This window comes from Nonomuraea sp. NPDC050663 (assembly GCF_044456985.1).
Classification (GTDB): Bacteria; Actinomycetota; Actinomycetes; order Streptosporangiales; family Streptosporangiaceae; genus Nonomuraea.
This window is the reverse complement of record NZ_JBITGL010000003.1, coordinates 339,156-362,107: the sequence shown is the minus strand read 5'-3', so window position 1 is coordinate 362,107 and position 22,952 is coordinate 339,156. Positions and strand designations below refer to the sequence as shown.

Annotated in this window: 20 protein-coding genes; 12 read left to right on the top strand and 8 right to left on the bottom strand. The window is 72.3% G+C overall.

Annotated features, from left to right (window positions below; translation table 11 throughout):
- Positions 1-28: 28 nt before the first annotated feature.
- Together ACIBH1_RS10750 and ACIBH1_RS10745 are read left to right on the top strand one after the other, a co-directional pair.
- Positions 29-1,114 carry a DUF3866 family protein gene (locus ACIBH1_RS10750; protein WP_397313449.1) on the top strand — a complete coding sequence of 362 codons (1,086 nt, stop codon included), beginning with the start codon at positions 29-31 and terminating at the stop codon, positions 1,112-1,114.
- Between the two features lie 57 nt (positions 1,115-1,171).
- Positions 1,172-2,320 carry a monooxygenase gene (locus ACIBH1_RS10745; RefSeq protein ID WP_397313448.1) on the top strand — a complete coding sequence of 383 codons (1,149 nt, stop codon included), beginning with the start codon at positions 1,172-1,174 and terminating at the stop codon, positions 2,318-2,320.
- Here the strand turns inward: ACIBH1_RS10745 and ACIBH1_RS10740 are convergent.
- The 4 genes from ACIBH1_RS10740 to ACIBH1_RS10725 all read right to left on the bottom strand — a co-directional run bounded on the left by ACIBH1_RS10740 (position 2,257) and on the right by ACIBH1_RS10725 (position 8,966).
- Positions 2,257-2,742: a DUF3291 domain-containing protein gene (locus tag ACIBH1_RS10740; protein ID WP_397313447.1), complete on the bottom strand. Its 486-nt coding sequence runs from the start codon at positions 2,740-2,742 to the stop codon at positions 2,257-2,259. The genes ACIBH1_RS10745 and ACIBH1_RS10740 overlap by 64 nt on opposite strands.
- A 12-nt stretch (positions 2,743-2,754) precedes the next feature.
- Positions 2,755-3,396: a helix-turn-helix transcriptional regulator gene (locus ACIBH1_RS10735; protein ID WP_397313446.1), complete on the bottom strand. Its 642-nt coding sequence runs from the start codon at positions 3,394-3,396 to the stop codon at positions 2,755-2,757.
- Positions 3,397-3,469: 73 nt separating this feature from the next.
- Positions 3,470-6,814 carry a phosphodiester glycosidase family protein gene (locus ACIBH1_RS10730; protein WP_397313445.1) on the bottom strand — a complete coding sequence of 1,115 codons (3,345 nt, stop codon included), beginning with the start codon at positions 6,812-6,814 and terminating at the stop codon, positions 3,470-3,472.
- A gap of 64 nt (positions 6,815-6,878) precedes the next feature.
- Positions 6,879-8,966 (bottom strand): hypothetical protein, encoded by a 2,088-nt coding sequence (locus ACIBH1_RS10725; protein WP_397313444.1) that lies wholly within the window; start codon positions 8,964-8,966, stop codon positions 6,879-6,881.
- Positions 8,967-9,232: 266 nt separating this feature from the next.
- Between ACIBH1_RS10725 and ACIBH1_RS10720 the strand changes: the two genes are divergently transcribed.
- A complete protein-coding gene (locus ACIBH1_RS10720) occupies positions 9,233-9,883 on the top strand; it encodes a hypothetical protein (protein WP_397313443.1) in 651 nt (216 codons plus the stop codon).
- Positions 9,884-9,958: 75 nt separating this feature from the next.
- Entirely contained in the window at positions 9,959-11,098 is a 1,140-nt protein-coding gene (locus ACIBH1_RS10715) for a site-2 protease family protein (RefSeq protein ID WP_397313442.1), read from the top strand.
- A gap of 87 nt (positions 11,099-11,185) precedes the next feature.
- Here the strand turns inward: ACIBH1_RS10715 and ACIBH1_RS10710 are convergent, their stop codons facing one another.
- A complete protein-coding gene (locus ACIBH1_RS10710; RefSeq protein ID WP_181615011.1) occupies positions 11,186-11,521 on the bottom strand; it encodes a spore germination protein GerW family protein in 336 nt (111 codons plus the stop codon).
- Positions 11,522-11,539: 18 nt separating this feature from the next.
- A complete protein-coding gene (gene pgi, locus ACIBH1_RS10705) occupies positions 11,540-13,171 on the bottom strand; it encodes a glucose-6-phosphate isomerase (protein ID WP_397313926.1) in 1,632 nt (543 codons plus the stop codon).
- A 161-nt stretch (positions 13,172-13,332) separates the two neighbouring features.
- On the opposite strand from pgi, the gene ACIBH1_RS10700 reads away from it, so the two are divergent.
- The 4 genes from ACIBH1_RS10700 to ACIBH1_RS10685 are packed head-to-tail and all read left to right on the top strand — an operon-like array spanning position 13,333 to position 17,058.
- Positions 13,333-13,650: a hypothetical protein gene (locus ACIBH1_RS10700; protein ID WP_397313441.1), complete on the top strand. Its 318-nt coding sequence runs from the start codon at positions 13,333-13,335 to the stop codon at positions 13,648-13,650.
- Positions 13,651-13,670: 20 nt separating this feature from the next.
- Positions 13,671-14,828, top strand: coding sequence for an MFS transporter (locus tag ACIBH1_RS10695; RefSeq protein WP_397313440.1), 1,158 nt, complete (start codon positions 13,671-13,673; stop codon positions 14,826-14,828).
- A 38-nt stretch (positions 14,829-14,866) separates the two neighbouring features.
- Complete coding sequence (locus ACIBH1_RS10690; RefSeq protein WP_397313439.1) at positions 14,867-16,096, top strand: hypothetical protein; 1,230 nt, start codon at positions 14,867-14,869, stop codon at positions 16,094-16,096.
- Positions 16,093-17,058 carry an ARPP-1 family domain-containing protein gene (locus tag ACIBH1_RS10685; protein ID WP_397313438.1) on the top strand — a complete coding sequence of 322 codons (966 nt, stop codon included), beginning with the start codon at positions 16,093-16,095 and terminating at the stop codon, positions 17,056-17,058. The genes ACIBH1_RS10690 and ACIBH1_RS10685 overlap by 4 nt, the downstream gene beginning before the upstream one ends.
- 88 nt (positions 17,059-17,146) lie before the next feature.
- On the opposite strand, the gene ACIBH1_RS10680 is transcribed toward ACIBH1_RS10685, so the two are convergent.
- Both ACIBH1_RS10680 and ACIBH1_RS10675 read right to left on the bottom strand, forming a co-directional pair.
- Positions 17,147-17,824: a cache domain-containing protein gene (locus ACIBH1_RS10680; protein ID WP_397313437.1), complete on the bottom strand. Its 678-nt coding sequence runs from the start codon at positions 17,822-17,824 to the stop codon at positions 17,147-17,149.
- Between the two features lie 2 nt (positions 17,825-17,826).
- Entirely contained in the window at positions 17,827-18,561 is a 735-nt protein-coding gene (locus ACIBH1_RS10675) for a FadR/GntR family transcriptional regulator (RefSeq protein WP_397313436.1), read from the bottom strand.
- 48 nt (positions 18,562-18,609) lie between these two features.
- Here ACIBH1_RS10675 and ACIBH1_RS10670 point away from each other — a divergent pair, with 48 nt between their 5' ends.
- From ACIBH1_RS10670 to ACIBH1_RS10655, 4 genes are read left to right on the top strand one after another with little or no spacing between them, the layout of a single operon-like run.
- Complete coding sequence (locus tag ACIBH1_RS10670; protein ID WP_397313435.1) at positions 18,610-19,770, top strand: (Fe-S)-binding protein; 1,161 nt, start codon at positions 18,610-18,612, stop codon at positions 19,768-19,770.
- A complete protein-coding gene (locus ACIBH1_RS10665; protein ID WP_397313434.1) occupies positions 19,767-21,260 on the top strand; it encodes an FAD-binding oxidoreductase in 1,494 nt (497 codons plus the stop codon). The genes ACIBH1_RS10670 and ACIBH1_RS10665 overlap by 4 nt, the downstream gene beginning before the upstream one ends.
- Positions 21,257-21,508, top strand: coding sequence for a hypothetical protein (locus tag ACIBH1_RS10660; protein WP_397313433.1), 252 nt, complete (start codon positions 21,257-21,259; stop codon positions 21,506-21,508). The genes ACIBH1_RS10665 and ACIBH1_RS10660 overlap by 4 nt, the downstream gene beginning before the upstream one ends.
- Positions 21,495-22,952, top strand: a complete 1,458-nt coding sequence (locus tag ACIBH1_RS10655) for an APC family permease (RefSeq protein WP_397313432.1) — start codon at positions 21,495-21,497, stop codon at positions 22,950-22,952. The genes ACIBH1_RS10660 and ACIBH1_RS10655 overlap by 14 nt, the downstream gene beginning before the upstream one ends.

The window sequence follows — 22,952 nt, the reverse complement described above, 5'->3', positions numbered from 1 at the left end:
CGTCCCCTCCACGTATAGCCTGCCCTGCGTGATCCGATGGCGCAAAGGCGAGGTGCTCGAGATCCGGCGCGAGTGGCCGGGAGCGGTGGAGCTGGTGGTCTCCGTCGCCTCGGAGGGCACCTGCCGGGCGCTGGCCTATCCAGCGCTCGTGGGCCGCCCCGAACCCGGTGACGAGGTGCTGCTCAACACGACCGCGCTCGCGATGGGTCTCGGTACGGGAGGTTACGCCATGGTGGTGGCCCTGCCGAACCGTTTGCCGGAAGATCCGTCGGGCCCCGGCCACCTGGTGAAGGCCCGGTACACGCCGCTGCAGGCCACGGTGCTCGGCGCGGACGAGCAGGACTCGCCGTGGCACGAGGTCCTGCGCGAGGCCGACACCCTCGACGGCATGCCCGTCGTGGTCGCCGACCTCCACTCGGCGCTGCCCGCCGTCCTGGCCGGACTGCCGCGTACGGCCCGCGCCGTCTACGTGATGCTCGACGGCGGCGCGCTGCCCGCGTGGTTCTCCATGTCGTGCGCGCAGCTGAAGGAGGCGGGCTGGCTGGAGGCGGTCGTCACGGTCGGCCAGGCCTTCGGCGGCGACGTGGAGGCCGTCACCACCCACACCGGGCTGCTGGCCGCCCGCCACGTGCTCGGCGCCGACGTGGCGATCGTCACCCAGGGGCCTGGCAACCTCGGCACCGGCACCCGGTGGGGTTTCTCCGGGGTGTCGGCGGGCGAGGCGGTCAACGCCGCCGCCGTCCTGGGCGGGCGCCCGGTCGCGGCGCTGCGGGTGAGCGAGGGCGACGCCCGCGAGCGGCACCAGGGGTTGTCGCACCACTCGCTGACCGCCTACGGCAGGGTGGCGCTGGCGTCCGCCCTGGTCGCGGTGCCCGCGCTGCCGGGCCCGTTCGGCGAGCGGGTGCGCGAGCAGGCGCAGGCCCTGGCCGTACGGCACGAGCTGGTCGACGTCGAGCTGGAGGGCCTGCGAGAGGCGCTCGACGCCTCCCCCGCGCGCCTGTCGACGATGGGGCGCGGCCTCGACGGCGACCTGGCCTACTTCCTGGCCTCCGCGGCGGCCGGACGGCTGGCCGCCGCCCTTCTGGCGGAGAGCGGGCCTCCTCCCAACGGGTGACGCGGTCCCTACCGTGGCACGACGACAGGCGCCCCGGCCGCGCGAGACCGTGGAGGCATGAGACGTATCGCCATCGGGGCCGCAGGCCTGCTCGTGACGGCTCTCCTGGCCGCCTGCGGGGGCACCGCCTCCACGTCCGCCCACGGGGGCGGCCACTCCGCCGGGGGCTCGCCCTCGGCCTCCACGCACGGGGGGCCGCACTCCGCCTCGCCGACTCCGCCGGCCGCGGCGCTGCGCACGGGTGAGAGCTTCGTGACGCTCACCATGGCCGAGCCGTACACGCCCAAGCCGACCGGCGGCGGCACCGACGAATACCGCTGCTTCCTGATCGACCCGAAGATCGTCGCGCCCGACACCTACCTCGCCGGCACCCAGTTCCTGCCGGGCAACGGCGACGTCGTCCACCACGCGATCTTCTTCCGCGCCGACAAGGTCGGCCAGGCGCGCAAGCTCGACACCGAGTCGCCGGATCCCGGCTGGACCTGCTTCGGCGACGCCGGCGTCGAGGGGGACTGGATCGGGCACTGGGCGCCGGGCACCAACGAGGTGCTGCTCGACCCGAAGCTCGGCTATCCGATGGCTCCGGGCAGCATGCTGATCATGCAGGTGCACTACAGCACGCTGGCGCTCGGCGGCAAGCCCGCGACGAGCGACCAATCGGGCGTGCGGATGCGGATGGCCAGCGGCAAGCGCACGCCGCTCGGCACCGCGCTGTTCCCCGCGCCCGTCGAGCTGCCGTGCACCGACGCGGAGAAGGGCCCGCTGTGCTCGCGCGAGGCGGCCGTGGCCGACGTGGGCAAGCGGTTCGGCGAGCGGTCCCTGTCGCAGATCCAGCAGCTCAGCGAGTGGTGCAACGGCAACAAGCCGGTCGCGGGCGCCACCCAGTCGTGCACGATCCCGGTCGAGCAGCCGGCGACCATCCACGCGCTGGCGGGGCACATGCACCTGCTCGGGCGCTCGATCAAGGTCGAGCTGAACGGCAAGACGCTGCTCGACGTGCCGCAGTACAACTTCGACAACCAGGCGTTGCAGCCCCTCGATGAGCCGGTCGCCGTCAAGAAGGGCGACAAGGTCACCGTCACCTGCACCCACGACGCCGGGCTGCGCGCCCAGCTGCCGGTGCTGAAGGACCTGCCGCCGCGCTACGTCGTCTGGGGCGAGGGCACCCAGGACGAGATGTGCCTGGGGATCGTGGTGGTCTCGTAGAAGTCCTTGAAGGTGAAGGCGTGCGGGGTGGGGCCGTGCTCGCGCAGGTGCTCCAGCCGCTCCAGTCCGTGCTTGAGCGAGGGGATCTCGCCCTCCTCCACCCACCACAACACCGCGCTCGGCAGGGTGGTGTGGTGGAACCACTCCCGGCGGCGGCGCAGGTAGGGCAGGTGGCCGGTGCGGTAGATGAAGTCCCACAGGGCCTGGCGCGACTCCCAGATGGAGTAGGTGACGGCGAAGTCGCCGTAGTCGTGGTCGACCAGCGCGGTCGGGTCGTCGTCGCTGCCCTTCAGGCGCCACACGAAGCCGGGAGTGCTCTCCGCGAGCTCGTTGATCGGGCCCAGGGCGTTCTTGAAGTCGGCCATCACGGGGTCGTCGAGGGGCGCGACCATGCGCGCCACGTTCAGCTGTGCGAGATGCATGCGACCACTATGTCAATTTTTGTTTGTTTTAGAAACCGCGACGCAGCACTCACCCGGTCTCGGGTCCAGGCTCGCGCGGGCGGGATCCTGCCCCAGCCCCTGGAGCAGGCCCTGGCACAACGCCAGGTTGAGCGAGCAGACCAGCACCGGCTGCTCCTCGGCGAGGGTGTGGAAGGGGCAGTTGCGCAGGCGGATCTGTTCGCCCTCGGCGTACGGCTCGTAGCCGCGCTCCCGCAGCGTCTCCAGCAGGTCTCCGCCGCCGGCGGCCAGCTTCTCCCCCGCCTTCCTGGCCGCCTGCTCGGCCTTGTCCTGGGCGTCGAGCAGCTCGACCGTCTCGGCCAGGACCGCGGCTAGCGTGACGTAGTCGCGGGGAGGCAGGGAGACGGCGCGCTCCCGCCTGGCGCGGGTGTATACCTTGGCCGGGCGCCCGCTGCCGGGGCCCTTCTTCACCGGGGGCTGGAAGCCGCTGTCGAGGAGTCCGGCCTCGACCAGCTTGTCGAGGTGGAAGGCGGCCAGGGTGCGGGAGATGCCGGCCGCCTCGGCCGCCTCGGCGCGGCCCACGGGGCGGGGAGAGGCGGCGACCAGGTCGTAGAGCCGTCGCCGCGCCGGGTCGGCCAGACCCGCCAGCGCCTCGAGGTCGTCGGTGCTGCTCACATGGCGAGTCTAGGGCGATCCAGTGCCCGATCCCGGCCCGCGGAGGGGCGGGCCGGGATCGGGCACTGTCACGTCAGGCGGCGGCGCGGGCGGCGAGGGCGATGGTGGCCGACTGGCTGACGCCGTTGACCGTCACCGAGATCACCACCTGCCCCGCCCTGATCGCCGTGAGCGTGCCGCCGGCCGGGTCGAGCCAGGCCACGTGCCACGGCTTGAGCCCCGCCCTGCCGCCGATGTGCAGTGACGGCGAGCCCGACCACTGCGCCGACACCGGGTAGGCGACCGGCACGACCCGGCTGCCCTGGGCCAGCGAGGCGCTGACCTTGCCCGGCGTGCCGACCTCGACCGACGACGGCGCCGAGAGCGTCAGCGTGTCGACGTGCGGGCGCACCTGGGCGCCGATCCACGTGGGCGCGTCGACGAACCAGTTGCGCCGCACGTGCGCGGCCTCCGCCTCGCTGACGGGGTCGACGCCCCACAACGACCAGCCGGTGAAGCCGCCGTCGTCGGCGGGGGTGGCCGGGTTCTTGCCGGAGTTGCCGTTGATCAGGTACGGCACGGCGTCGACCCGGGAGGCGTGGAAGGTGCCCACGTGGGAGCCGATGAACGCCGCTCCCTTGCCGGTCTCCCGCTGGAAGTCGGCCAGCCAGCCCTCGACGAGCGCGGCCTCCTTGCGGTCGCCGAGCTGGCTGCCCTTGCCGGGGGTGGGGTCGCGCGGCGGCACGTGGAAGAGCACCACGACCGAGCCCACCGCCGCGTCCTCGGCCGCCGCGTCGAGCTGCGAGCGCAGCAGGGCGACCTGGTCGAAGCCGCCGCCGCGCAGGTTCAGGCGCGAGGTGTCGAGGGTGACGAACCTCGTGCCCTTGTGGTCGAAGCTCCGGTACGTGTCGCCGAAGGCGGCCTTGAAGTTGTCGATCTTGCCGCCCATCACCTCGTGGTTGCCGGGGACGTAGTAGTAGGGCAGCGTCCCGGCCAGTTCCTCGTCGAGGATGCGCTTGGCCAGCTCGAAGTCCGCGGGGGACGCCTCGTCCACGAGGTCACCGTTGATCAGCAGGAAGTCGGGCTTGGCCGCCTTGATCTCCTGCAGGGTGCGGCGGGCGTTGCGGACGATGTCGCTGTCGGGGTCGCGGGCGACGAACTGCGCGTCGGACATGACGGCGAAGCGCCACGAGGACTCCGACACCGACGGCACGACGACGGGGTCGGCGACCTTGGCCACCGGCGGCACGGTCACCGGCGGCGGCACCTTTGCCACCAGCCCGTCGATGACGATCTCGTTGGTGTACTTGGCGTCCGGCTTGGTCTCGGCCACGTAGAAGCGCCGCAACCGCAGCGGGTAGGTGACGCCCGCCGGGACGGCGAACTCCACGTACTTCCAGCCCGTCCAGGTCAGGTACGGCCCGCGCAGGATCTGCGACTGGCCGAGCCCGTCGTAGAACTCCAGGCTGGGCCATTCACCCTTGCCGGTCGAGTGGATCCACATCCCGAAGCCCTGCGGCTGCCCCTCGACGACGAGCTGGCCGGGCGGGCTGGCGTAGGCGGCGCGGGTGGCGGTGGACTGGGTGAAGTCGTACGACAGCTTCAGGCCGGTGCCGCTCTGCCCGGGGGCCGCCCCGAGCGACCCGGTCGCGCGCGCGGCGGCGAAGGTCCAGGAGGAGGCGTTCTCGAAGTCGGCCACCGGCGCCTCGACCGAGCCGATCGTGACCGGCACGGCCACGGTCGTGCGGCCGACGGCGGCGGTGATGAGCCCGGAGCCGGTCGCCTGCTTGGGCTTGATCTGGAAGAAGCCGTGCTGCGACGCGGTCACCTCGAAAAGGGCCTGGTCGTAGGTGAGCTTCACGTCGGCGGGCTCGATGGGGGCGGTGTTGCCGTTGCGGTCGTAGCCGACCACGCCGAACGTCCCGAGCGCCTCGGCCCCCGGCAGGCTGATGCGGTCGGCGGTCGAGCCGAGCCTGACCAGCGGCTGCAGGACGGTCAGGTCCAGCTTGCCGCTCGCGCCGTCGCGGGAGGCGGTGACGGTCGTCTGGCCGGGGACCAGGGCGCGGAAGAGCCCCTTGGAGGAGACCAGGCCGTGCACGGCCGGGTTGGCGCGCCAGTGCGGTGCGCCCTGGGCCGGGCCGTACGTCTCGTCGTATCCGGCGGCGGTCAGGCGCCGGGTCAGGCCGGGGAAGACCCGCTCGGGTCGTCCGCCCGCGACGGGGCCGACGCCGGGCGCCTTGGCCGGGTCGGTGGCGGTCTCCAGCCAGAAGCCCTTCAGCGTGCCGCTGCCTTCGGGGGCGTAGAGCGCCAGGCCGTTGGGCACGTGCCGCTCGCCGCCGTCTGAGGGGCTGTTCTCGACCTGGACGGAGGCCGAGCCCGGCTCGCGGGCCAGGAGCGTGGAGGAGCCGCCGCCGTCGAGGTTGAGGGCGTTGTGCGCGCCCAGCTCGATCATCATCGCGGCCAGCTCGCTGAGCGTGACGCCGCGGCTGTCGGCCTGGCGGCCGTCGACGGTCAGCACGTGCATGGTGCGCCCGTCGGCGGAGAAGCCGACGGCGGTGCGCGGGTGGGCGGCCGGGTCGGTGATCGGGACGACGGCACCGTCCTTGACCAGGACGTGGCTGCCGCCGACCGCGGTCTGGATGCCGTCGGGCTTGGGCTGGTAGGTCACGTCGACCGCGTCGCCCGGCTTCAGGGCGGCCAGGGCGTCCGCTCCCGCCTCGCGGCCGAGCAGGATCGAGGTGCCGGCGGTGACCGGGCCGGTGCCCGCCGCCTGCCGTACGGCCTGGACCACGCCGTCGCGCAGCTCGACCTCGGTCACGCGCGGCGCGCCCTCGACGGCGCGTGCCCGCGTGTAGGAGCCCCACAGCGAGGTGAACACGCCGACGCCGCCGCTCTGGACGCGCTGGTTGAACTGGGTGAGGGCGATCGTGCCGCCGGGGACGGCGGCGGTGCCCTCGAAGGCGGCGGTGATGACGCTGCCGACGCCGTCGGGGCTGATCGCCGCCGCCTTGTCCCAGCCGGCCACCGGCGACTGGACGAGCTTGCCGTCCTGCACGCCGATGCCCTGGGCGGCGCCGGACTGGTTGATGTCGAAGAAGTCGCCGTTGACGGCGGCGACGGCCCTGGCCCGTCCGGCGGGCCCCGACAGCGGCTCGGTCTTGGAGACCTCGCCGGAGAACAGGTAGCCCGCCTTGGCGGTGCCGAGGTCGGCCGAGAGTGCGTCGGCGCGCAGCCAGCCCGCGGCGTCGTAGCGGTCGAAGGAGGTCAGCGTGATGCCGGGGGCGACGGGGCGCTCGCGGCTCGCGGTCTCGAGGAAGCTCGGCGCGGGGGCCGCCACGAGGGTGGAGGGCGCGTCGTACGAGGACGCCCTGGGGGCGTCCTCGACCGGCGGCGTCCCTAACAAGAGCGTGGCGGTCAGTGCGATGGTGAGGGTCTGCACGACCCAGACTCAATCGCTAGATGGTATTAAGTTTCAAGACCCAACGGTAAACTGAAAGAGAATTTCATGAGACGGGGGTGAGCTCGGCCCCTCCCGGCTCCTCGAGCACCTGCGTGGGAGCCATGGCCATGCTCCGCACGCCCGCGTAGAGGACCAGGGGTACGGCGAGCGCGATCGCCATCGACAGCACCGCGGTGCCCGAGTCGTTGACGAGCATGCCCACCCCGGCGCTGACCAGCGCGCCGATCAGCCCGGCCCGCAACATCGGGGCGCGGGTGAAGGCCTCGGGCACCGCCCCCACGCTCACCTTGCCGGGGCGCATGATCGCGAAGATCAGGAAGGCCAGGCCGACGATGACGATCGGCATGAGGTTCGGCGACAGCAGGGTGTTCAGCATCGCGCCGAGCTTGCGCCCGATGAGCGGCCAGAACGTGCCGTCGATCACCTGGCCGACGAAGCGGCCCAGGTGGGTCTGGGAGGCGGTGGGCCGCATGAAGTCGAGGACCGCGATGGCGCTGACGACCAGCCCGCCCAGGACACAGAAGAGCCCCAGCTTGATGACCGACACGCGCTTGCCCGCCACGAGCAGGGCGGTCACCGCGATGCCGGGCACGAAGGCGATGACGCCGCCGAAGTCGCTGCCGATGCCGGGCCAGCCCGCCAGCAGCAGCGCCAGCACGCCGAGCGTGACGACCAGGCTGACCGCCACGCGCTTGCGCCCGGAGCGCACCAGCCCGTCGGCGGCGACCGCGGTCACCATCAGCACCGCCGTCGCCAGCAGGGCGAAGGGGATGTTGGCCAGGCCGTGGTAGCGCCCGCCGACGACCGCGGTGTAGCCCATGAGGCTGTTGAACTGCAGGGTGGTGCCGGTGAGCAGGTCGCCCAGGAGCACCGCGCCGGTGATGCCGCCGACGATCGCGGGCGGGCCGAGGGGGTGCCTGCGCCACGGGCCGGAGACGCTGATCAGCAGGATGATCGTGGCGATGGTGAGCACGCCGCCGACCAGCGCCAGGCCGGGCACGCCGGCGTGCGCCCAGGGCAGCAGGTTGACCAGGTAGGTCGAGACCGGGATGGAGGCCAGGCCCAGGCCGAGCGCCGCCGCGACGGTGGCCCTGCGCCGCTGTCGCAGCAGCAGGAAGGTCACGGCGTAGAAGGCGACCTGCAGGATCGCGAAGCCGGTGAAGAAGTGGCCGGTCAGCCCGCGCACGGTCACGCCCGTCACGTCGGAGCGGCGCAGGGTCTCGGCCGCCTCCGCGAGGGGCGCGCCCGCGCCGGTGCCGAAGGCGACGCCGACGACCTGCGGCGGGATCGGGGCGCCCACGGCGGTCAGGATCGTGGGCGTCAGGTCGGGGATGATGACGATGTTCGGGCGGCGGGTCGAGGTGGTCGTCAGGTAGGCGCCCTGGACCTGCGGCGCCTTCCACATCGCCACGCGCAGGTGCGGCACGCTGCCGTGGTCGCCCAGGCCCGCCAGGATCACCCGGGTGTCGGCGGGGAGCATGCCCAGCGCGACGCTCACCTCGTTGTCGGCGGCCTTGACCGCCTGCTGACGCTCGGCCGCCGTCAGGACCTCGGGCTCCTTGGGCAGCTTGCCGTCTCGCAGGTAGGGCCTGATCAGATGGTCGATGTCGATCGCCATGACCCGGCACTTGGCGAGGTCGCCCGCCCACTGGAGGCCGGGGCCGTAGTAATCGACCTTGCCCGCCCGGTCGGCGAGGGCGACGGCGGCTCCCTTGCCGACGGCGCTGGTGCACTGGCCGGCCTGGTGCAGTGCCTCGCCCAGGGTGCCCGCGTGCACGCCCTCGCCCGAGCGCTGCAGGTCGGTGAAGCCCGGCACGACGGCGCCGTCGCCCTGCTCGATCGGCTCGGGGGCCAGGCCGCAACCGCCGCCCACCGCCGCGCGGCGGCCCGCCGACACCGTCAGCCAGCCGTCGTAGGGACAGGTGGTGGTGCCCACGACCTTGACCGAGACCGAGCCGACGGCGCTCTGGCCGGCCAGCTTCCACAGGTTCGGGGTCCGCTCGGGGCTCAGGTCGTCCCAGTGCAGGCCGGGGACGCCGATGAGCGCCACTCGCCCTTGCTCTTCAGCGGAGGCCGGCTGGGGCACGACCGCCCAGAAGGCCGCCACCATCAGCAGAAGCACCCATCTCAACGTCGGCCCCCATGCGGCTCAGCTTGGCAAATGCCTGGGAAAGGTAGCACGAAAGCGTGCGCCGAACTCGGCTTACCGAAGAGATCCCCGTGCGCCCTATTCAACAAAAGTCCCGACTAGTGCCGAATGTTCAGGAATGGACCTTCTTGTCGTGGGCAGGATGATCCTGTCGTGCGCTCTGGCGAACACGATGTCGGCGGCGCAGACTGGAAGAACAGGCGAACGCGCTGAGCAGTGGAGCCCTCGTGGACACTCACCTTGAACCCATGCCCGTTCTCTCCCGCGGCAGACACCGCAATCCCAGGCGCGGCGCCTGCTTCATGGAGCTGGCCTCCTATCTCGCAGGCGAACGGTGGAGCGACCACCCCGCCTGCACCCACCCGCTGCTGGCCGCCCTGGCCAGGCTGGTCAACGACAACACCACCGACGCCCGGCGCGGCGAGCTCGTCACGCTGGTGCCGTCCATCATCGGGCTGACCGGCGACGACCTGCGGATCGACGCGACCCTCTCGCTGAGGTGCGCCACCACCGCCCTGCCCGTCGCCGCCGCGGAACGCCAGCTGGCGCTGGCCGTGTCGGTGCTGGCGGCCGAGGAGATGCTCGCCCGCCTCGACGGGCGCGCCCCCGGCAGGCTCGGGGAGGCCGGCCGCCGGGCGATGGAACAGGTACCGCTCGCCGCGGAGTACGCCCGGCGCTTCAGCCGCGCCGCCCGCATCACCGACAAGGGTTTCCGCAAGTACGCGGCGCCCAACGCGGTCCAGCTGTCGGTGGTGGGCATAGCGCAGGCCTGCATCAGCGACCCGGACGCCGTGCTGAAGGGGCTGCTGAGCGACGCGATCGCCGATGTGACGGCACTCGTCGAACCGCCGTCGCGGGACGCCGCGGTCCACCGGGCGCCGGCCGCCGCCACGGGCTGACCGCCGGAGCCCGCCGGTCAGGCCGGCGGGCGGCGAGCAGCAGTCAGGCACGACCCAGCCGACGGGAGGCACCCGGTGCGCCCCACGATCCCCCTGGGCCGCGTGGGCGGCGTCCCCGTCGGCCTCAACCTCTCCGTCGTGCTCATCCTGGCCGTCCTCATCCTGGGCCTGGCCTTCGGCCGCTTCCCCGCGGCCTTCCCCGGGTACGGCACGGCGCTCTACCTGCTCGCGGCGACGCTCGCCGGAGTGCTGTTCCTGGCGAGCCTGCTCGCCCACGAGCTGGCGCACGCCCTGGTCGCCAGGCGCGAGGGCGTGGAGGTCGCCGGGATCACGCTGTGGCTGCTGGGCGGGGTGGCCGAGCTGAAGGGCGAGGCCCGCTCCCTCGGCGCGGACCTGCGGATCGCGGCGGTCGGCCCGCTGACGAGCCTCGGCTGCGCCCTGCTGTTCCTCGTGTCGTCGCTGCCGCTGGGCGGCCTGGCCGAGGGCACGCTGCTGTACCTGGCCGGGGTGAACCTGGTGCTGGCGCTGTTCAACCTGATCCCCGCCGCGCCGCTCGACGGCGGCCGGGTGCTGCGCGCGGGCCTGTGGGCGTGGAAAGGCGACAGGACCTTCGCGGCGGTGACGGCGGCCAAGGCGGGACGGATCTTCGGCTACGTGCTGATCGCCGCCGGGCTGCTGGAGGTGGTGACCGGCCTCGGCCTGCAAGGGTTGTGGCTGGCGGTGATCGGACTGTTCCTGGTCAACGCCGCCGCGGCCGAGGAGGCGCAGGCCCAGGCGTCGTCGGCGCTGCAGGGGCTGCGGGTGGGCGACGTGATGAGCTCGCCGGCGGTCACCGCCGACCCCGACGAGAGCGTCTTCTCCTTCGTGGGGCGGGTGCTGCTGCACTCGCGCTTCTCCGCCTACCCCCTGATCGGCCGCGACGGGCGCTTCGCCGGGCTGGTGACGCTCAACCGCATCCGGGCGCTGCCCAGGGAGCGCCACGCGGCCACCCGGCTGTCGGAGATCGCCTGCCCGCCGGACGAGCTGCCGCTGACGAGCCCCGCCGAGCCGCTGGTGGAGCTGCTGCCGCGGATGAACGGCTGCGCCGACGGGCGGTCGGTGGTGCTGGACGAGACGGGGCGGGTGGCCGGCATCGTCTCGCCCAGCGACATCAGCCGCGCCATCCAGCGGGGCGACCTGCGCTCCTACGCCCAGCGCGGCGCCGACCTGCGCTGAGCCGCACGAGGCCCGCGCCGCACGAAGCCCGCGCCGTACCAAGCCCGCGCCGCACGACGCCCGTGTCGTACGGCGGGGCGGCGGGCGTCACTTGCGGCGCTTGCGGAAGATCGCCCGGAGCGTCATCAGCAGCACCACCATGACCAGCTGCCCGCCCACGACGATGCGGTTGACGTCGACGGCCGGCTTCCAGAACACCTCCCCGTCCTTGATGACGTACACCCCGGCCGGTTTGGCCGCGACGGCGTAGCCACCGCCACCGCCGGGCTCGTCGATCGAGCCCTTCCCCGTGCCTCCGCCGCCCGCCTGGGCGACCCGGGCGACCGGGATGATGGTGACGTCGTCGTGGGTGACGGGCTGACCGAAGACCCGGCCGACCGTGGCGGCGTCGGTGGTCTGGTCCAGCAGCTCCATGATGTTCATGGAACTAAATGTAAGGACTCAGGAGCGTCCCCGCAGCTTCCGGTACCTCCGGACCAGCTGTGCGGTCGACGCGTCGGGGTAGTCGGCGACCGGCTGCGGCGAGGTCAGCGCGGGCTCCAGGGCCAGCGCCATCTTCTTGCCCAGCTCGACGCCCCACTGGTCGAAGGAGTCGACGCCCCAGATGGTGCCTTCGACGAAGACGATGTGCTCGTAGAGCGCCACCAGCTGGCCCAGGGTGTGCGGGGTCAGGCGCGGGACCAGGATGGTCGAGGTGGGGCGGTTGCCCGGCATGACCTTGTGCGGCACGACGTGGGCCGGGGTGCCCTCGGCGGCGATCTCCTCGGCGGTCTTGCCGAAGGCCAGCGCGGTCGTCTGGGCGAGCAGGTTGGCGGTGAGGATGTCGTGCATGCCCGCCGGGTCCTCGTGCGGCTCGGCGAAGCCGATGAAGTCGGCGGGCACGAGCCGGGTGCCCTGGTGGAGCAGCTGGTAGAAGGCGTGCTGGCCGTTGGTGCCCGGCTCGCCCCAGAAGATCTCGCCGGTCTGCACGGTCACCGGCGTGCCGTCGGCCTGCACGGACTTGCCGTTGGACTCCATGGTCAGCTGCTGCAGGTAGGCGGGGAAGCGGTGCAGGCGCTGGGAGTACGGCAGGACGGCGCGGGTCTCGGCGCCGAAGAAGTCGGCGTACCAGATGCCGAGCAGGGCCATCAGCACCGGCATGTTGGCCTCGAAGGGGGCGGTGCGGAAGTGCTCGTCGACGGTGTGGAAGCCGTCGAGCATCTCGCGGAAGCGCCCGGGGCCGACCGCGATCATCAGGGACAAGCCGATGGCGCCGTCGTAGGAGTAGCGTCCGCCGACCCAGTCCCAGAAGCCGAACATGTTGGCGGTGTCGATGCCGAACTCGGCGACCTTCTCGGCGTTGGTGGAGACGGCCACGAAGTGCTTGGCGACCGCGTCGGCGGAACCGAGGCCGTCGACCAGCCAGTCGCGGGCGACGCGCGCGTTGGTGAGCGTCTCCAGCGTGGTGAAGGTCTTGGAGCTGATCACGAAGAGCGTGGTGGCCGGGTCGAGGCCGCGCAGCGCGCCGGTGATGTCGGCGGGGTCGATGTTGGAGACGAAACGTGCCTCGATGCCGGCGTCGAGGAAGTCGCGCAGCGCCTCGTAGGCCATCGCGGGGCCGAGGTCGGAGCCGCCGATGCCGATGTTGACCACGGTCTTGATGGGCTGACCCGTGTGGCCGCGCCACTCCTGGGAGCGCACCCGGTCGGCGAAGGCGCCCATCTTGTCGAGGACGGCGTGCACGTCGGCGATCACGTCCTGGCCGTCGACGACCAGCTGGGCGTCGCGGGGCATGCGCAGCGCGACGTGGAGCACGGCGCGGTCCTCGCTGACGTTGATGTGCTCGCCGGTGAACATGGCCTCGATGCGCTCACGCAGTGCGGACGTGGCGGCCAGGGCCAGCAGCAGCTCCATGGTCTCGGCGCCGGCGCGGTGCTTGGAGTAGTCGAGGAAGAGGTCTCCGGCGGTCAGGCTCATGCGCTCGGCCCGCTGGGGGTCCTCGGCGAACAGCTCGCGCAGTGTCCTGCCGGCGAACTCGTCGTAGTGCTTGTTCAGCGCCGCCCATTCCGGGGTCTGCGTAATGTCAGCCACGATTCCTCCATCTTTCCATAACGCCTCACCGTCACTCTTCCATGTCCCAAGCGCCCGTTCGGTGAGGAGGGGGTGAGTCGGAGGAATTCACCGACCTTCTCATATCTGGATATATCGGGATAAAATGGGTGGCACTTCCCCCGGTTCTCCTGGAGGGATGCAGCATGCGCAGGATCATCGCCGTCACCTCGCTGGCGGCTCTCGCCCTCGTCGCAGCACCGGCCGCCGCTCGGGCCGCCACCGCGCCCACGGCATCGACCGCGTCCGCCGAGGGCTGCTACTACCAGGTCATGCCGCCGTACCCGGCCAACCTGCGGATCCGCTCCGGCCCCGGGACGGGGTACGACGCCGTCGGCGCGGCCGGCTACATGGAGACCATCTGGGGCTCGTGCCAGAGCCAGGGCGGCTGGGTGCGCGTCGGGAGCGACGACGGGTCGCCAGGCTGGGCCTACCGGCCGTACCTGCGGAGGGTGAACCACTGACCGTGCGGCAAGCTACGATCATGACCCCTCGCCGGTTATGGATCGTCCCCTTCGTCAGCACCCTCGACCGCTTCGCGATGCCGCCCATGCTGATCGCGATTTCGCGCGACCTGGGCCTGCCGCTGGCCCAGGTGGTCAACGCGATCGGCGCCTACGTGCTGGCCTACGGCCTGCTCCAGCCGGTGTGGGGCATCCTGTCGGACCGGTTCGGCCTGGTCCCGACGCTGCGCGCCGCGCTGGCCGTGTCCGGGGTGACGACGATGGTGTCCGCCCTGGCCGGCGACGCGGCGAGCCTGGCCGTCGCGCGGGGCCTGGCGGGCGCGTTCTTCAGCGCCGCCATCCCCGCCTGCCTGGTCTACGTGGGCGACACCGTCGCGGCCGGTCTGCGGCAGCGCGAGATCACCCGGCTCATGTCGGGGGTCGCGGCGGGCACGGCGCTGGCCTGCGGGGCGGGCGGCCTGCTGGCCCAGTACGGAAGCTGGCGGGCCGCGTTCCTGGCGACGGGCCTGGCCGCCCTGGCCCTGGCCGTGGCCGTCGGCGGGCTGCCCGCGCCGCCCAGGCGCGCGGAACCCGGCCTGCTGGCGCCGCTGGTCGCGCTCGGCCGCTCGGGCTGGGCGGCGCTGGTGTTGTGCCTGGCCTTCGTCGAGGGCCTGGTCCTGCTGGGCGTGCTGACGCTGCTGCCCTCGGCGATCGAGGCGAGCGGCGTCGACGCCTCGATCGCGGGCACGGTGACCGCGCTGTACGGCGTGGCGGTCTTCGTCTGCGCGCCCCTGGCCGGGCGCCTGTCGCGCCGCCTGCACGCCTCGCGGCTGATCGGCTTGGGCGCGGCGGGGGCCGTCGCCGGGTGCGGCCTGATCGCCCTGCGCCCCTCGGTCGTCACCGCGAGCGTCGCGGCCGTGCTGATCGGCGCGGCGTGGGCGTTCATGCATTCGAGCCTGCAGACCTGGGCCACGGAGGTGCTGCCGCGGGCCCGCGCGGCGGTGGTGTCGGCGTTCGCGGGCTGCCTGTTCCTCGGCGGCGCCCTGGCGGCGGTGCTCGCCGGACCGCTGGCCCAGGCGGACAGGTACGCCGAGATCTTCGGCTGGGCGGCGCTCCTGGCGATCCCGCTCGGCCTGACCGCCACCCTCGGACGCCGCCGGTGGACCCGTCCCGAGGGGGAACCGTCGGGAAATAAATAAACGGAAAGTCCGCGCCTTTCTCTTTACTCTCGTTATTTATGGACATTTCCTTACTGCTGGCGCATTTCCGCGACCACGCCGAGCCGCTCGTCCTGCCCAGGACGGGCGAGCCGCGCTGGGACGACGCGGACCTGCACGCCACGGCCCAGCAGGAGGACGCCGAGCTGTACACCCTGCTCGCCCTGGTGCCCGGCGTCCAGCCGTGGCAGCGGGCCAGGGTCCTGCTGCGCTCGCTGGCCGCACCACGGGAGGGCCAGGACGCGGCGGTGCGGGCGCTGATGTACGGCGTGCCGCCCTCACACGTGATCACCGTGCTGCTGGCCCTGCGCCGGATGCGGCGCGGCAACAAGAGGCTCACCCGCGCGGCCGTGGCGTTCGTGCTGGAGCACCCGGACTTCGACACCCTCGTCGACGCCCGGCGCCCCGCCCTGACCGACATCCTGGAGCACGCCCTGGGCAAGGCGACCGCCCGCGGCTGCGCCCGGCTGGTGCGCGAGGGCGCCAGCGGCTCCGGCTATCTCCACCGGCACCTGCTGCGCTTCGTCGCCGACCCCGGCGTCGCGCGCGAGCGGCTCACCCGGCTCTACTCCCCCGGCGTGCACGGCGCGCTCGCGCCCGTGGAGGCGCCGGTGCCGCTGGAGACCCGCGCCGAGCGGCCCGCGACGGTCACCCCGACCAACCGCGGCGACCTCGCGGCCACCCTGGTGCACCTGTACCGGGGCGGCCCGCAGGCCGAGCTGCGCCCAGCGCTGGGCCGCTACACCCGCGCGCTCACCGGCGGCCTGCCCCGCTTCGAGGGGCACCTGGCGCTCGTCCTGGACACCTCGCCGTCGATGCGCGGGTACGGCGAGCGCGAGTGGGCGGTGCTGGCCCAGGCCTTCGCGCTGCGCCTGGTGCTGGCCGAGGTGTGCGCCCGGCTGACGGTCGTGGAGGTCGGCGCGTCCGGCGAGACCGACCTGGCCTCCGGCGTCCTCGACGCGCTGGAGCACCGGCCCGACCTGGTGGCCGTGGTGAGCGACGGCTACGAGAACGCCTGTCCCGGCGACCTGGCCCGCGTGGCGGCGACGCTGCCGCGGGCCGGGATCGACGTCCCGGTGGTGATGTGCCGCGCCACCTTCACCGGAAGCGACGATCTGACGTTCAGGAACCCCGCCCCGTCGTTGCCGTGCCACGGCTTCTGGCACGAGGACGACTTCGCCGGGCTGCTGCCCTGGCTGCTCACCCACGCCCCGCAGGGCGCCGACTGGATCCGGAGGAGGTACTCATGAGCGAGCTCGACACGCTGATGCCCGCGCCGCTCGACCTGAGCGGTTACCGGCTGGGCACGCCGCAACGCGCGGGAGCCCTGACGATGGTGCCGGTCACCGGGCCGGTCAGGCCGGGCTTCGTCCCGCCGCGCTCGGGGCTCAAGCTCAGCAGGGTCGTCGGCTACGGCCAGGTGGAGCTGTACAACGGCATGCCCGAGGGCGTGGCGATCGTGCCGCTGCACATCGGCTACGTCCAGGACGCGGCGCAGAACCACGCGCTGTGCGGCTCGGCGCTGCTGGCCGCCGGTCAGAAGCGCGTCTTCCACGACGCCTGCTGCGTGCAGCAGAGCCAGGGCGGCTTCCTGTCCGGACGCGACGACCAGTGGTTCTTCGTGCTGCCGGTCGAGCTGCGGGCCAGGGCGCTGGAGCTGCGCGGTCAGCGCGGCTACTCCAAGCTGTGGGACGACATCGCCGAGCTCAACCGCGGCTACGATCTGCCCTCGCGGGGCCACCTGGAGCAGATCCTGTCGCGCAGGCGCGCGGTGCTGACGCAGTTCCAGAGCCGGCTGGAGCTGGTGCCCGGCCAGCTGGGCGCGGCGTTCTTCGAAGGCGACCGCTGGGCGGGGCTGGAGATCGCCCCCGACCCCGGCTACTTCGCCGAGTTGTGGATGGCGCTGGTCTGCTTCGCCTACGGCGTGGCGGCGTGGAAGCGGGAGCCGGCGGTGGCGCCCGCCGTGCCGTACGGGGCGACGGACCTGGCGGGGCTGCGGCGCGAGCTCGACGGCGAGCGCGCGGCCCTGTCCGAGCGGGTGGCCGGATGGTTGTCGGCCGTGCCGATGGGCCCGGTGGAGGCGGTCGAGGAGGAGCGGTACCTGGACCTGCGGCTGTCGACGCTCACCGGCGGTCACCTGGCGGGCCAGGTGGTGACCGACGGCGGCCGGCTGGTCTACGCCTCGCTGTTTAACCGGTTGCCCGTGGGGTGAGCGGCCGGTTCAATGGTGGGAGCGAGAACTGTGCCGGGCATGGCGAACGACACTCTCATTCCAGATAAGAGCAATCGCTGTGCGCGATCTAAAGGTTCGCCGAGGCGCCGGCCGCCTGTCTCGCGCTGACCAGGGCCCACGGCAACCCCGGCAGGCGCTCGCCCGCCTCGTGCAGGAGCGAGCCCGCCGGGTGCCGCGGCGAGTTGGCCACCACGACCCTTCCCTCGGCGTTGACCAGCGCCACCTCCGTCGGGCACGCCGTCAGCTCGGCCAGCAGCAGCGCCTCGAACCTCGCCGCCCGCACGTCGGCGCCGACCACGCCCAGGAAGCGCGGGCCGTCCTCGACCGGCGTGGTGAGGGTGAGCATGTAGGTGTCGGTGCCGCCGAAGTCGACGTACGGCCCGACGATGTGCCGGTGGCGGGTGCGCTCGGGCACGGCGAACCACTCGGCGGCGGTGTAGTCGTAGAAGTCGAGGCTGTCGGGATCGAGGTCGACGTCGAGGAAGGTCGGGTCGGGGGCCTGCCACCATTCGAGCCAGCGCGGCCGGTCGGCCAGCACGCCGGGGGCGACGATCATCCCGGCGCCGGCGAGTGTGCCGGGCGCCCGGCCGAGGCAGCGGAAGATGTCGGGGCGCACCCCGGCCAGGTCGGCGGTGCAGAACCCCGCCGACGAGCGGTAGCAGGCGACGACGCTCTCCCGGATCTCCTCCAGGGAGGCGAAGACCTCCTCGATGATGGAGCGGGCTCGATCGGCCAACTCGTTCATGGTCACCTCCCGGCCACCAGCCGCCAGTGCAACTCCATCAGACGCTCTATGCCCTTGTCGATGTGTTCTTCGGTGAGCGTGCGCGCGCGTTCCGCGTCGCGGGCGGAGACGGCCTCGATCACCTCGCGATGGCTGCTGACGACCAGCGCCGGATCGACCGCCTCGCCGTACGGCAGCCACAGCAGCTCGCCCACCTCGCCCTGGATGTCGATCTCCGCGCGCGTCAGCCGCACCGACTGGGCGGCCGCCGCGACCTCGATGTGGAAACGGCCGTCGGCGCGGCGGCGCTCGCCCGTGGAGGTGGCGGCCTCCAGGCGGTCGACGACGTGGCGCAGGCGGGCGACGTTGTCGGCGGAGGCGCGGACGGCGGCCAGGCGCGCGGCGGTGCCGGCGATGGCGCAGCGGTAGTCGCCGATCTCGCGCAGCTCGGAGCTGCTCAGCTCGCGCAGGCGGGTGCGCAGCCGGGCGGTGGAGGGGTCGGCGGGTCCGACGACGAAGGTGCCGCCGCCCCTGCCCCGGCGGGTCTCGACCAGGCCGCGCTCGCGCAGGGCGGCCAGGGCCGCGCGCAGGGTCACGGTGGAGACGTGGAGCTGGGCGGCCAGCTCCAGCTCGGCGGGCAGCTGGTCGGTGATGAGCCCGAGCGCGATGGCCTCGCCGAGGCGGCGCACGACGACCTCGACCCGTCCTGAGCCGTCGTCCAGAGGCGAGAAGACGGCGGCGTCCGGAAGCTGGGTCACGGGATCCAGCATATTGCCTTATGAAATATGAACTCATAGTTTTAAGTGATGTTCCTCGAAGAGTGGCGCGATGCCGCCTACAACTGCTTCTCCTCGGGACACAAGTTCTGCCGCGAGGTCTGCCCGGTCATGCAGGTGACCAGGAACGAGTCGTGGAGCCCCACCGCCTTCCACGCCAACGTCGTGGCGATGGAGAAGGGCGAGCTGGAGGTCTCCGACGTCGCGGCCGACTACGTCAACTGCACCGGCTGCGGCGCCTGCGAGCTGCGCTGCCCCAACTCCCTGTTCACCGGCGACTTCTACCGCTTCAGGACCCGCACGGTCGACCTGGTCAAGGCGATGCGAGGGCTGGCCGTCTCCGAAGGTGTCCACCAGCCGGGCTGGCAACGGTGGAACCTGCTGACCGATCGGAACTCCCACGAGCCGGTGCTCGACGGCGTCTCCCAGGAGCGGGTGCGCGACTGGGCCGAGGGGCTCGACCTGCCCGTCGGCGGGGAGACGATCCTGTTCGTCGACTGCGAGGCCGCCTTCTACCGCACCTCGTTACCCCGCGCGGTCGCCCGCATCCTGAACCTGGCGGGCTACAAGTTCGGGCTGATGAACGAGCAGTGGTGCTGCGGCGGGCCCGCGGCCGAGATGGGCTACGCCGAGCAGGCGCAGCGCTTCGCCCGCCACAACCTCGACGACTGGCGCGCCCACGGCGTGCGGCGGGTGCTGGTGCTCGACCCGCACGACTACATCACCTTCACCGAGGACTACCCGCGCTACTTCGGCGAGGAGTTCGACATCGAAGTCGTGCTGGTGATCGAACTGCTGGCCTCGCTGGTGCGCGAGGGCGTGCTCACCCCGCACGTGCCCGTCGAGCGCTCGGTCACCTACCACGACCCGTGCCGGCTCAACAAGCGCAAGGGCATCTGGCAGGAGCCGCGCGAGCTGCTGCGGTCCATCCCCGGACTGGACTTCCGCGACGTCGACCGGGTCACGCAGTGGTCCTCGTGCTCGGGGGCCGGGGGCGGGCTGGCCATCGAGAAGCCGGAACTCACCGCGAAGATCAGCGCCGCCCGCGTGGACAAGGCCCTGGAGCTGGGCGTCGACACGCTGGTGACCGCCTGCCCGTGGGCCGAGCGCCCGCTGTCGGAGGTCGGCACGATCGGCGTCGTCGACCTGCACGAGCTGCTCGCCGAATCGCTGGGGGTGGGCGAGCCGTGACCGCCGTCGCCCTGAGTGACCCGGTCGTCGAGGAGCTGCGGCGCATCCTCGGCGAGCCGTACGTGCTGACCGGCAAGGCCGACCGCCTCAACCGGGCCCGCGTGCCCGCGCCCTTCCCCGTGCACCGCTGGGCCGAGCGCATGCCCGACGTCGTGGTCATGCCCGCCTCCACCGAGGAGGTGGCCGAGGTGGTCAGGCTGGCCAACCGGCTGCGCATCCCGGTCGTGCCGCGCGACGGCGGCACCGGGCTGACCGACGGGGCGGTGCCGCTGCGCGGCGGCATCCTCCTGGACGTCAAGCGCATCAACCAGATCAAGGAGATCGATCTGGTCAACCGCACCTGCACGGTCGGGACCGGCATCAACGCGCTCAAGCTCAACGAGGTGCTGGCCGCGCACGAGCTGTTCTATCCCGACGACCCCGCGTCGTACCCCTGTTCGCTGGTCGGCGGCAGGATCGGCACCAGCGGCTGGTCGCTGATCGGATCCCGCTACGGCCACACCCGCGACCTGGTGCTCAGCTTCGACCACGTGCTGCCCACCGGGAAGGTCGTGCACATCGGCGACGGCATCGGCGGCAAGATCACCAAGTCGTCGAGCGGCTACCAGCTCAAGCACCTGTTCATGGGGCACCAGGGCACGCTCGGCATCGCCACCGAAGCCACGCTGAAGCTCTTCCCCAAGCCGGAGGCGGAGTTCTCGCCGTTCTGGGCGTTCGAGGACTACGACAGCGCCTACCGGGCGGTGGGCGCGCTGGCCCGCGCCGGGGTCGCGACCTTCGCCGCCGCGGTGCTCTTCGACGAGTGGAAGGTCGACTACCTGCGGCGCGACGACGAGGCCTACATCCCGCAGCCGTCGAGCGTGAAGGCCCTGGTCTGCGCGGCGCTGTACGGCTACGACGACGAGGTCAGGGCGGGCGGGCGGCGGCTCATGCGCATCGCGCGCGACCTGGGCGCCCGCTACCTGGGCGACGAGATCTCGCAGGGCGACTGGGCCGCCAGGCACGACCGCTACGCCACTCCCCTGCACGGCCGCACCCGCGCCGGCCAGGTGGTGCCGATGAGCTGGCACTGCGAGGACGCCTCCATCACCTACGGCAACCTGCCGGCCGTACGGCTCGCGTGGCACGAGATCGCCGCCGAGCTGCGCAGGACCAGCGACGTGTTCGACGACTGGGGCATGTTCGCCTACACCAACGGCTCGACGGGGGCCGACTACCTCACCGAGATCGACATCGGCATCTGGGAGCAGCGCCTCGACGACGTCTCGTGGGCGGCGTGGGTCAAGGCCAAGCGCGACCTGGCCGCCGTCGCCCTGCGCCACGGCGGGTCGATCAGCGCCTGCCACGGCTCGTGCCGGGAGGGCGAGGTCGACCTGGTGCCGGAGGAGCTCGGCGGCGGCTTCGACATCATGCTCGCCGTCAAACGCGAGCTGGACCCGAACAACATCATGAACCCGGGCAAGTACCTCCTGGACAGGGCCTACTCATGAGCTACCGCTACGACAAGGAGATGACCCCGCCCTCGGCCGAGCGGGCCTCGCCGGTGGCGATCACCCGGTTCGCCCACGTCTTCGAGGTCGATCCGGCGCTGATGACCGAGCACGTGCTCCAGCAGGTCTTCCCCAACTGGGACACGCTGCGCCTGGTGCGCTCGCGGGCCGACCACCTGGCCTGGATGCACCGCCACTTCGCCCACACCGTGATCTCGGGCGAGGAGCTGCTCGATGACCTCGACTGACGAAGGCCGCCTGGCCGACCTCGGCTACACCTCGCAGTTCCGGCGGGAGATGAGCCTGTGGGCGAACTTCTCGCTGGGCTTCACCTACCTGTCGCCGGTCGTGGGGATCTACACGCTCTTCGCCGTCTCGCTGGCCACCGGCGGGCCCCCGATGATCTGGAGCCTGGTCATCGTCGGCGCCGGGCAGTTCCTGGTGGCGCTGGTCTTCGGGGAGATCGTGTCGCAGTACCCGCTGACCGGCGGCATCTATCCGTGGGCGCGCCGGTTGTGGGGCCGGCGCTACGCCTGGATGACCGGGTGGGTCTACCTGATCGCGCTGCTGGTGACGATCGCCAGCGTGGCCTACGGCGCCGGGCCCTACCTCAGCGCCTTCCTCGGCATCGGGGTGAGCACCACCAACACGATCCTGTGCGCGCTGGTCATGCTGGCCATCGCGGTGGCGATCAACCTGGCGGGCACGCGGGCGCTGGCGATGGCGGCGATCATCGGCTTCGCCGCCGAGCTGGCCGGCGCGCTCGTGGTGGGCGGCTGGCTGCTGCTGACCGAGCGCCACCACGGGCTCGGGGTGCTGTTCGACTCCTTCGGCGCGGGCTCCTCGACCGGCTACTTCGCGGCCTTCCTGGCCGCCGGGCTCATCGGCATCTTCCAGTACTACGGCTTCGAGGCCTGCGGCGACGTCGCCGAGGAGGTGCCCGACCCGACCAGGCGCATCCCCAGGGCGATGCGGATGACGATCTACGTGGGCGGGGCGGCGGCGACCTTCGTCTGCCTCGCGCTGGTGCTGGCCGTCCCCGACTTCGGCGCGGTCATCGCCGGCACGGCGGGCGACCCGGTCACCGGGGTGCTCACCGCGGCCTTCGGCACGACGGGCCTGAAGGTCGTCCTGGCGATCGTGCTGCTGTCGTTCCTGTCGTGCGCGATGAGCCTGCAGGCCGCCGCCAGCCGCCTGCTGTACGCCTACGCCCGCGACCGCATGATCGCCGGGAGCAGGCTGCTGTCGACGTTCTCCTCCGCCCGGCACGTCCCGCCGTACACGCTGGCCGTCGCCGCGATCGTCCCGGCGGTGGTGGTCATCGGCTCCATCGTCTCCGAGGAAGCCCTCGTCAAGATCATCTCGTTCGCGGTGCTCGGCATCTACCTGGCCTTCCAGATGGTGGTGCTGGCCGCGCTCCGCGCCCGCCTCCTGGGCTGGCGGCCCGCCGGGCCGTTCACCCTCGGCGCCGCCGGGACGGCCGTCAACGTGGCCGCCCTGGCCTACGGCGTGCTGGCCGTCCTCAACATGGTCTGGCCGCGCACGCCCGACGCCCCCTGGTACGACAACTACCTCGTGCTCCTGTCCGGACTGGTGGTGATCGGCCTCGGGCTGGTCTACCTGCTCGTCGTCCGGCCCTACGACCGCGGCGACGCCCCGGCGGGCGACGCCATCCCCTCTTCAGGAGGCTGA

Excerpts from the sequence above, each read along its gene's own strand:
- ACIBH1_RS10660 (WP_397313433.1), top strand. The coding sequence starts at position 21,257 with ATGAGCTACCGCTACGACAAGGAGATGACCCCGCCCTCGGCCGAGCGG.
- ACIBH1_RS10680 (WP_397313437.1), bottom strand. The coding sequence starts at position 17,824 with ATGAACGAGTTGGCCGATCGAGCCCGCTCCATCATCGAGGAGGTCTTC.
- ACIBH1_RS10690 (WP_397313439.1), top strand. The coding sequence starts at position 14,867 with ATGGACATTTCCTTACTGCTGGCGCATTTCCGCGACCACGCCGAGCCG.
- ACIBH1_RS10740 (WP_397313447.1), bottom strand. The coding sequence starts at position 2,742 with ATGCATCTCGCACAGCTGAACGTGGCGCGCATGGTCGCGCCCCTCGAC.
- ACIBH1_RS10685 (WP_397313438.1), top strand. The coding sequence starts at position 16,093 with ATGAGCGAGCTCGACACGCTGATGCCCGCGCCGCTCGACCTGAGCGGT.
- ACIBH1_RS10670 (WP_397313435.1), top strand. The coding sequence starts at position 18,610 with ATGTTCCTCGAAGAGTGGCGCGATGCCGCCTACAACTGCTTCTCCTCG.
- ACIBH1_RS10655 (WP_397313432.1), top strand. The coding sequence starts at position 21,495 with ATGACCTCGACTGACGAAGGCCGCCTGGCCGACCTCGGCTACACCTCG.
- ACIBH1_RS10745 (WP_397313448.1), top strand. The coding sequence starts at position 1,172 with ATGAGACGTATCGCCATCGGGGCCGCAGGCCTGCTCGTGACGGCTCTC.
- ACIBH1_RS10695 (WP_397313440.1), top strand. The coding sequence starts at position 13,671 with ATGACCCCTCGCCGGTTATGGATCGTCCCCTTCGTCAGCACCCTCGAC.
- ACIBH1_RS10700 (WP_397313441.1), top strand. The coding sequence starts at position 13,333 with ATGCGCAGGATCATCGCCGTCACCTCGCTGGCGGCTCTCGCCCTCGTC.
- ACIBH1_RS10720 (WP_397313443.1), top strand. The coding sequence starts at position 9,233 with ATGCCCGTTCTCTCCCGCGGCAGACACCGCAATCCCAGGCGCGGCGCC.
- ACIBH1_RS10710 (WP_181615011.1), bottom strand. The coding sequence starts at position 11,521 with ATGAACATCATGGAGCTGCTGGACCAGACCACCGACGCCGCCACGGTC.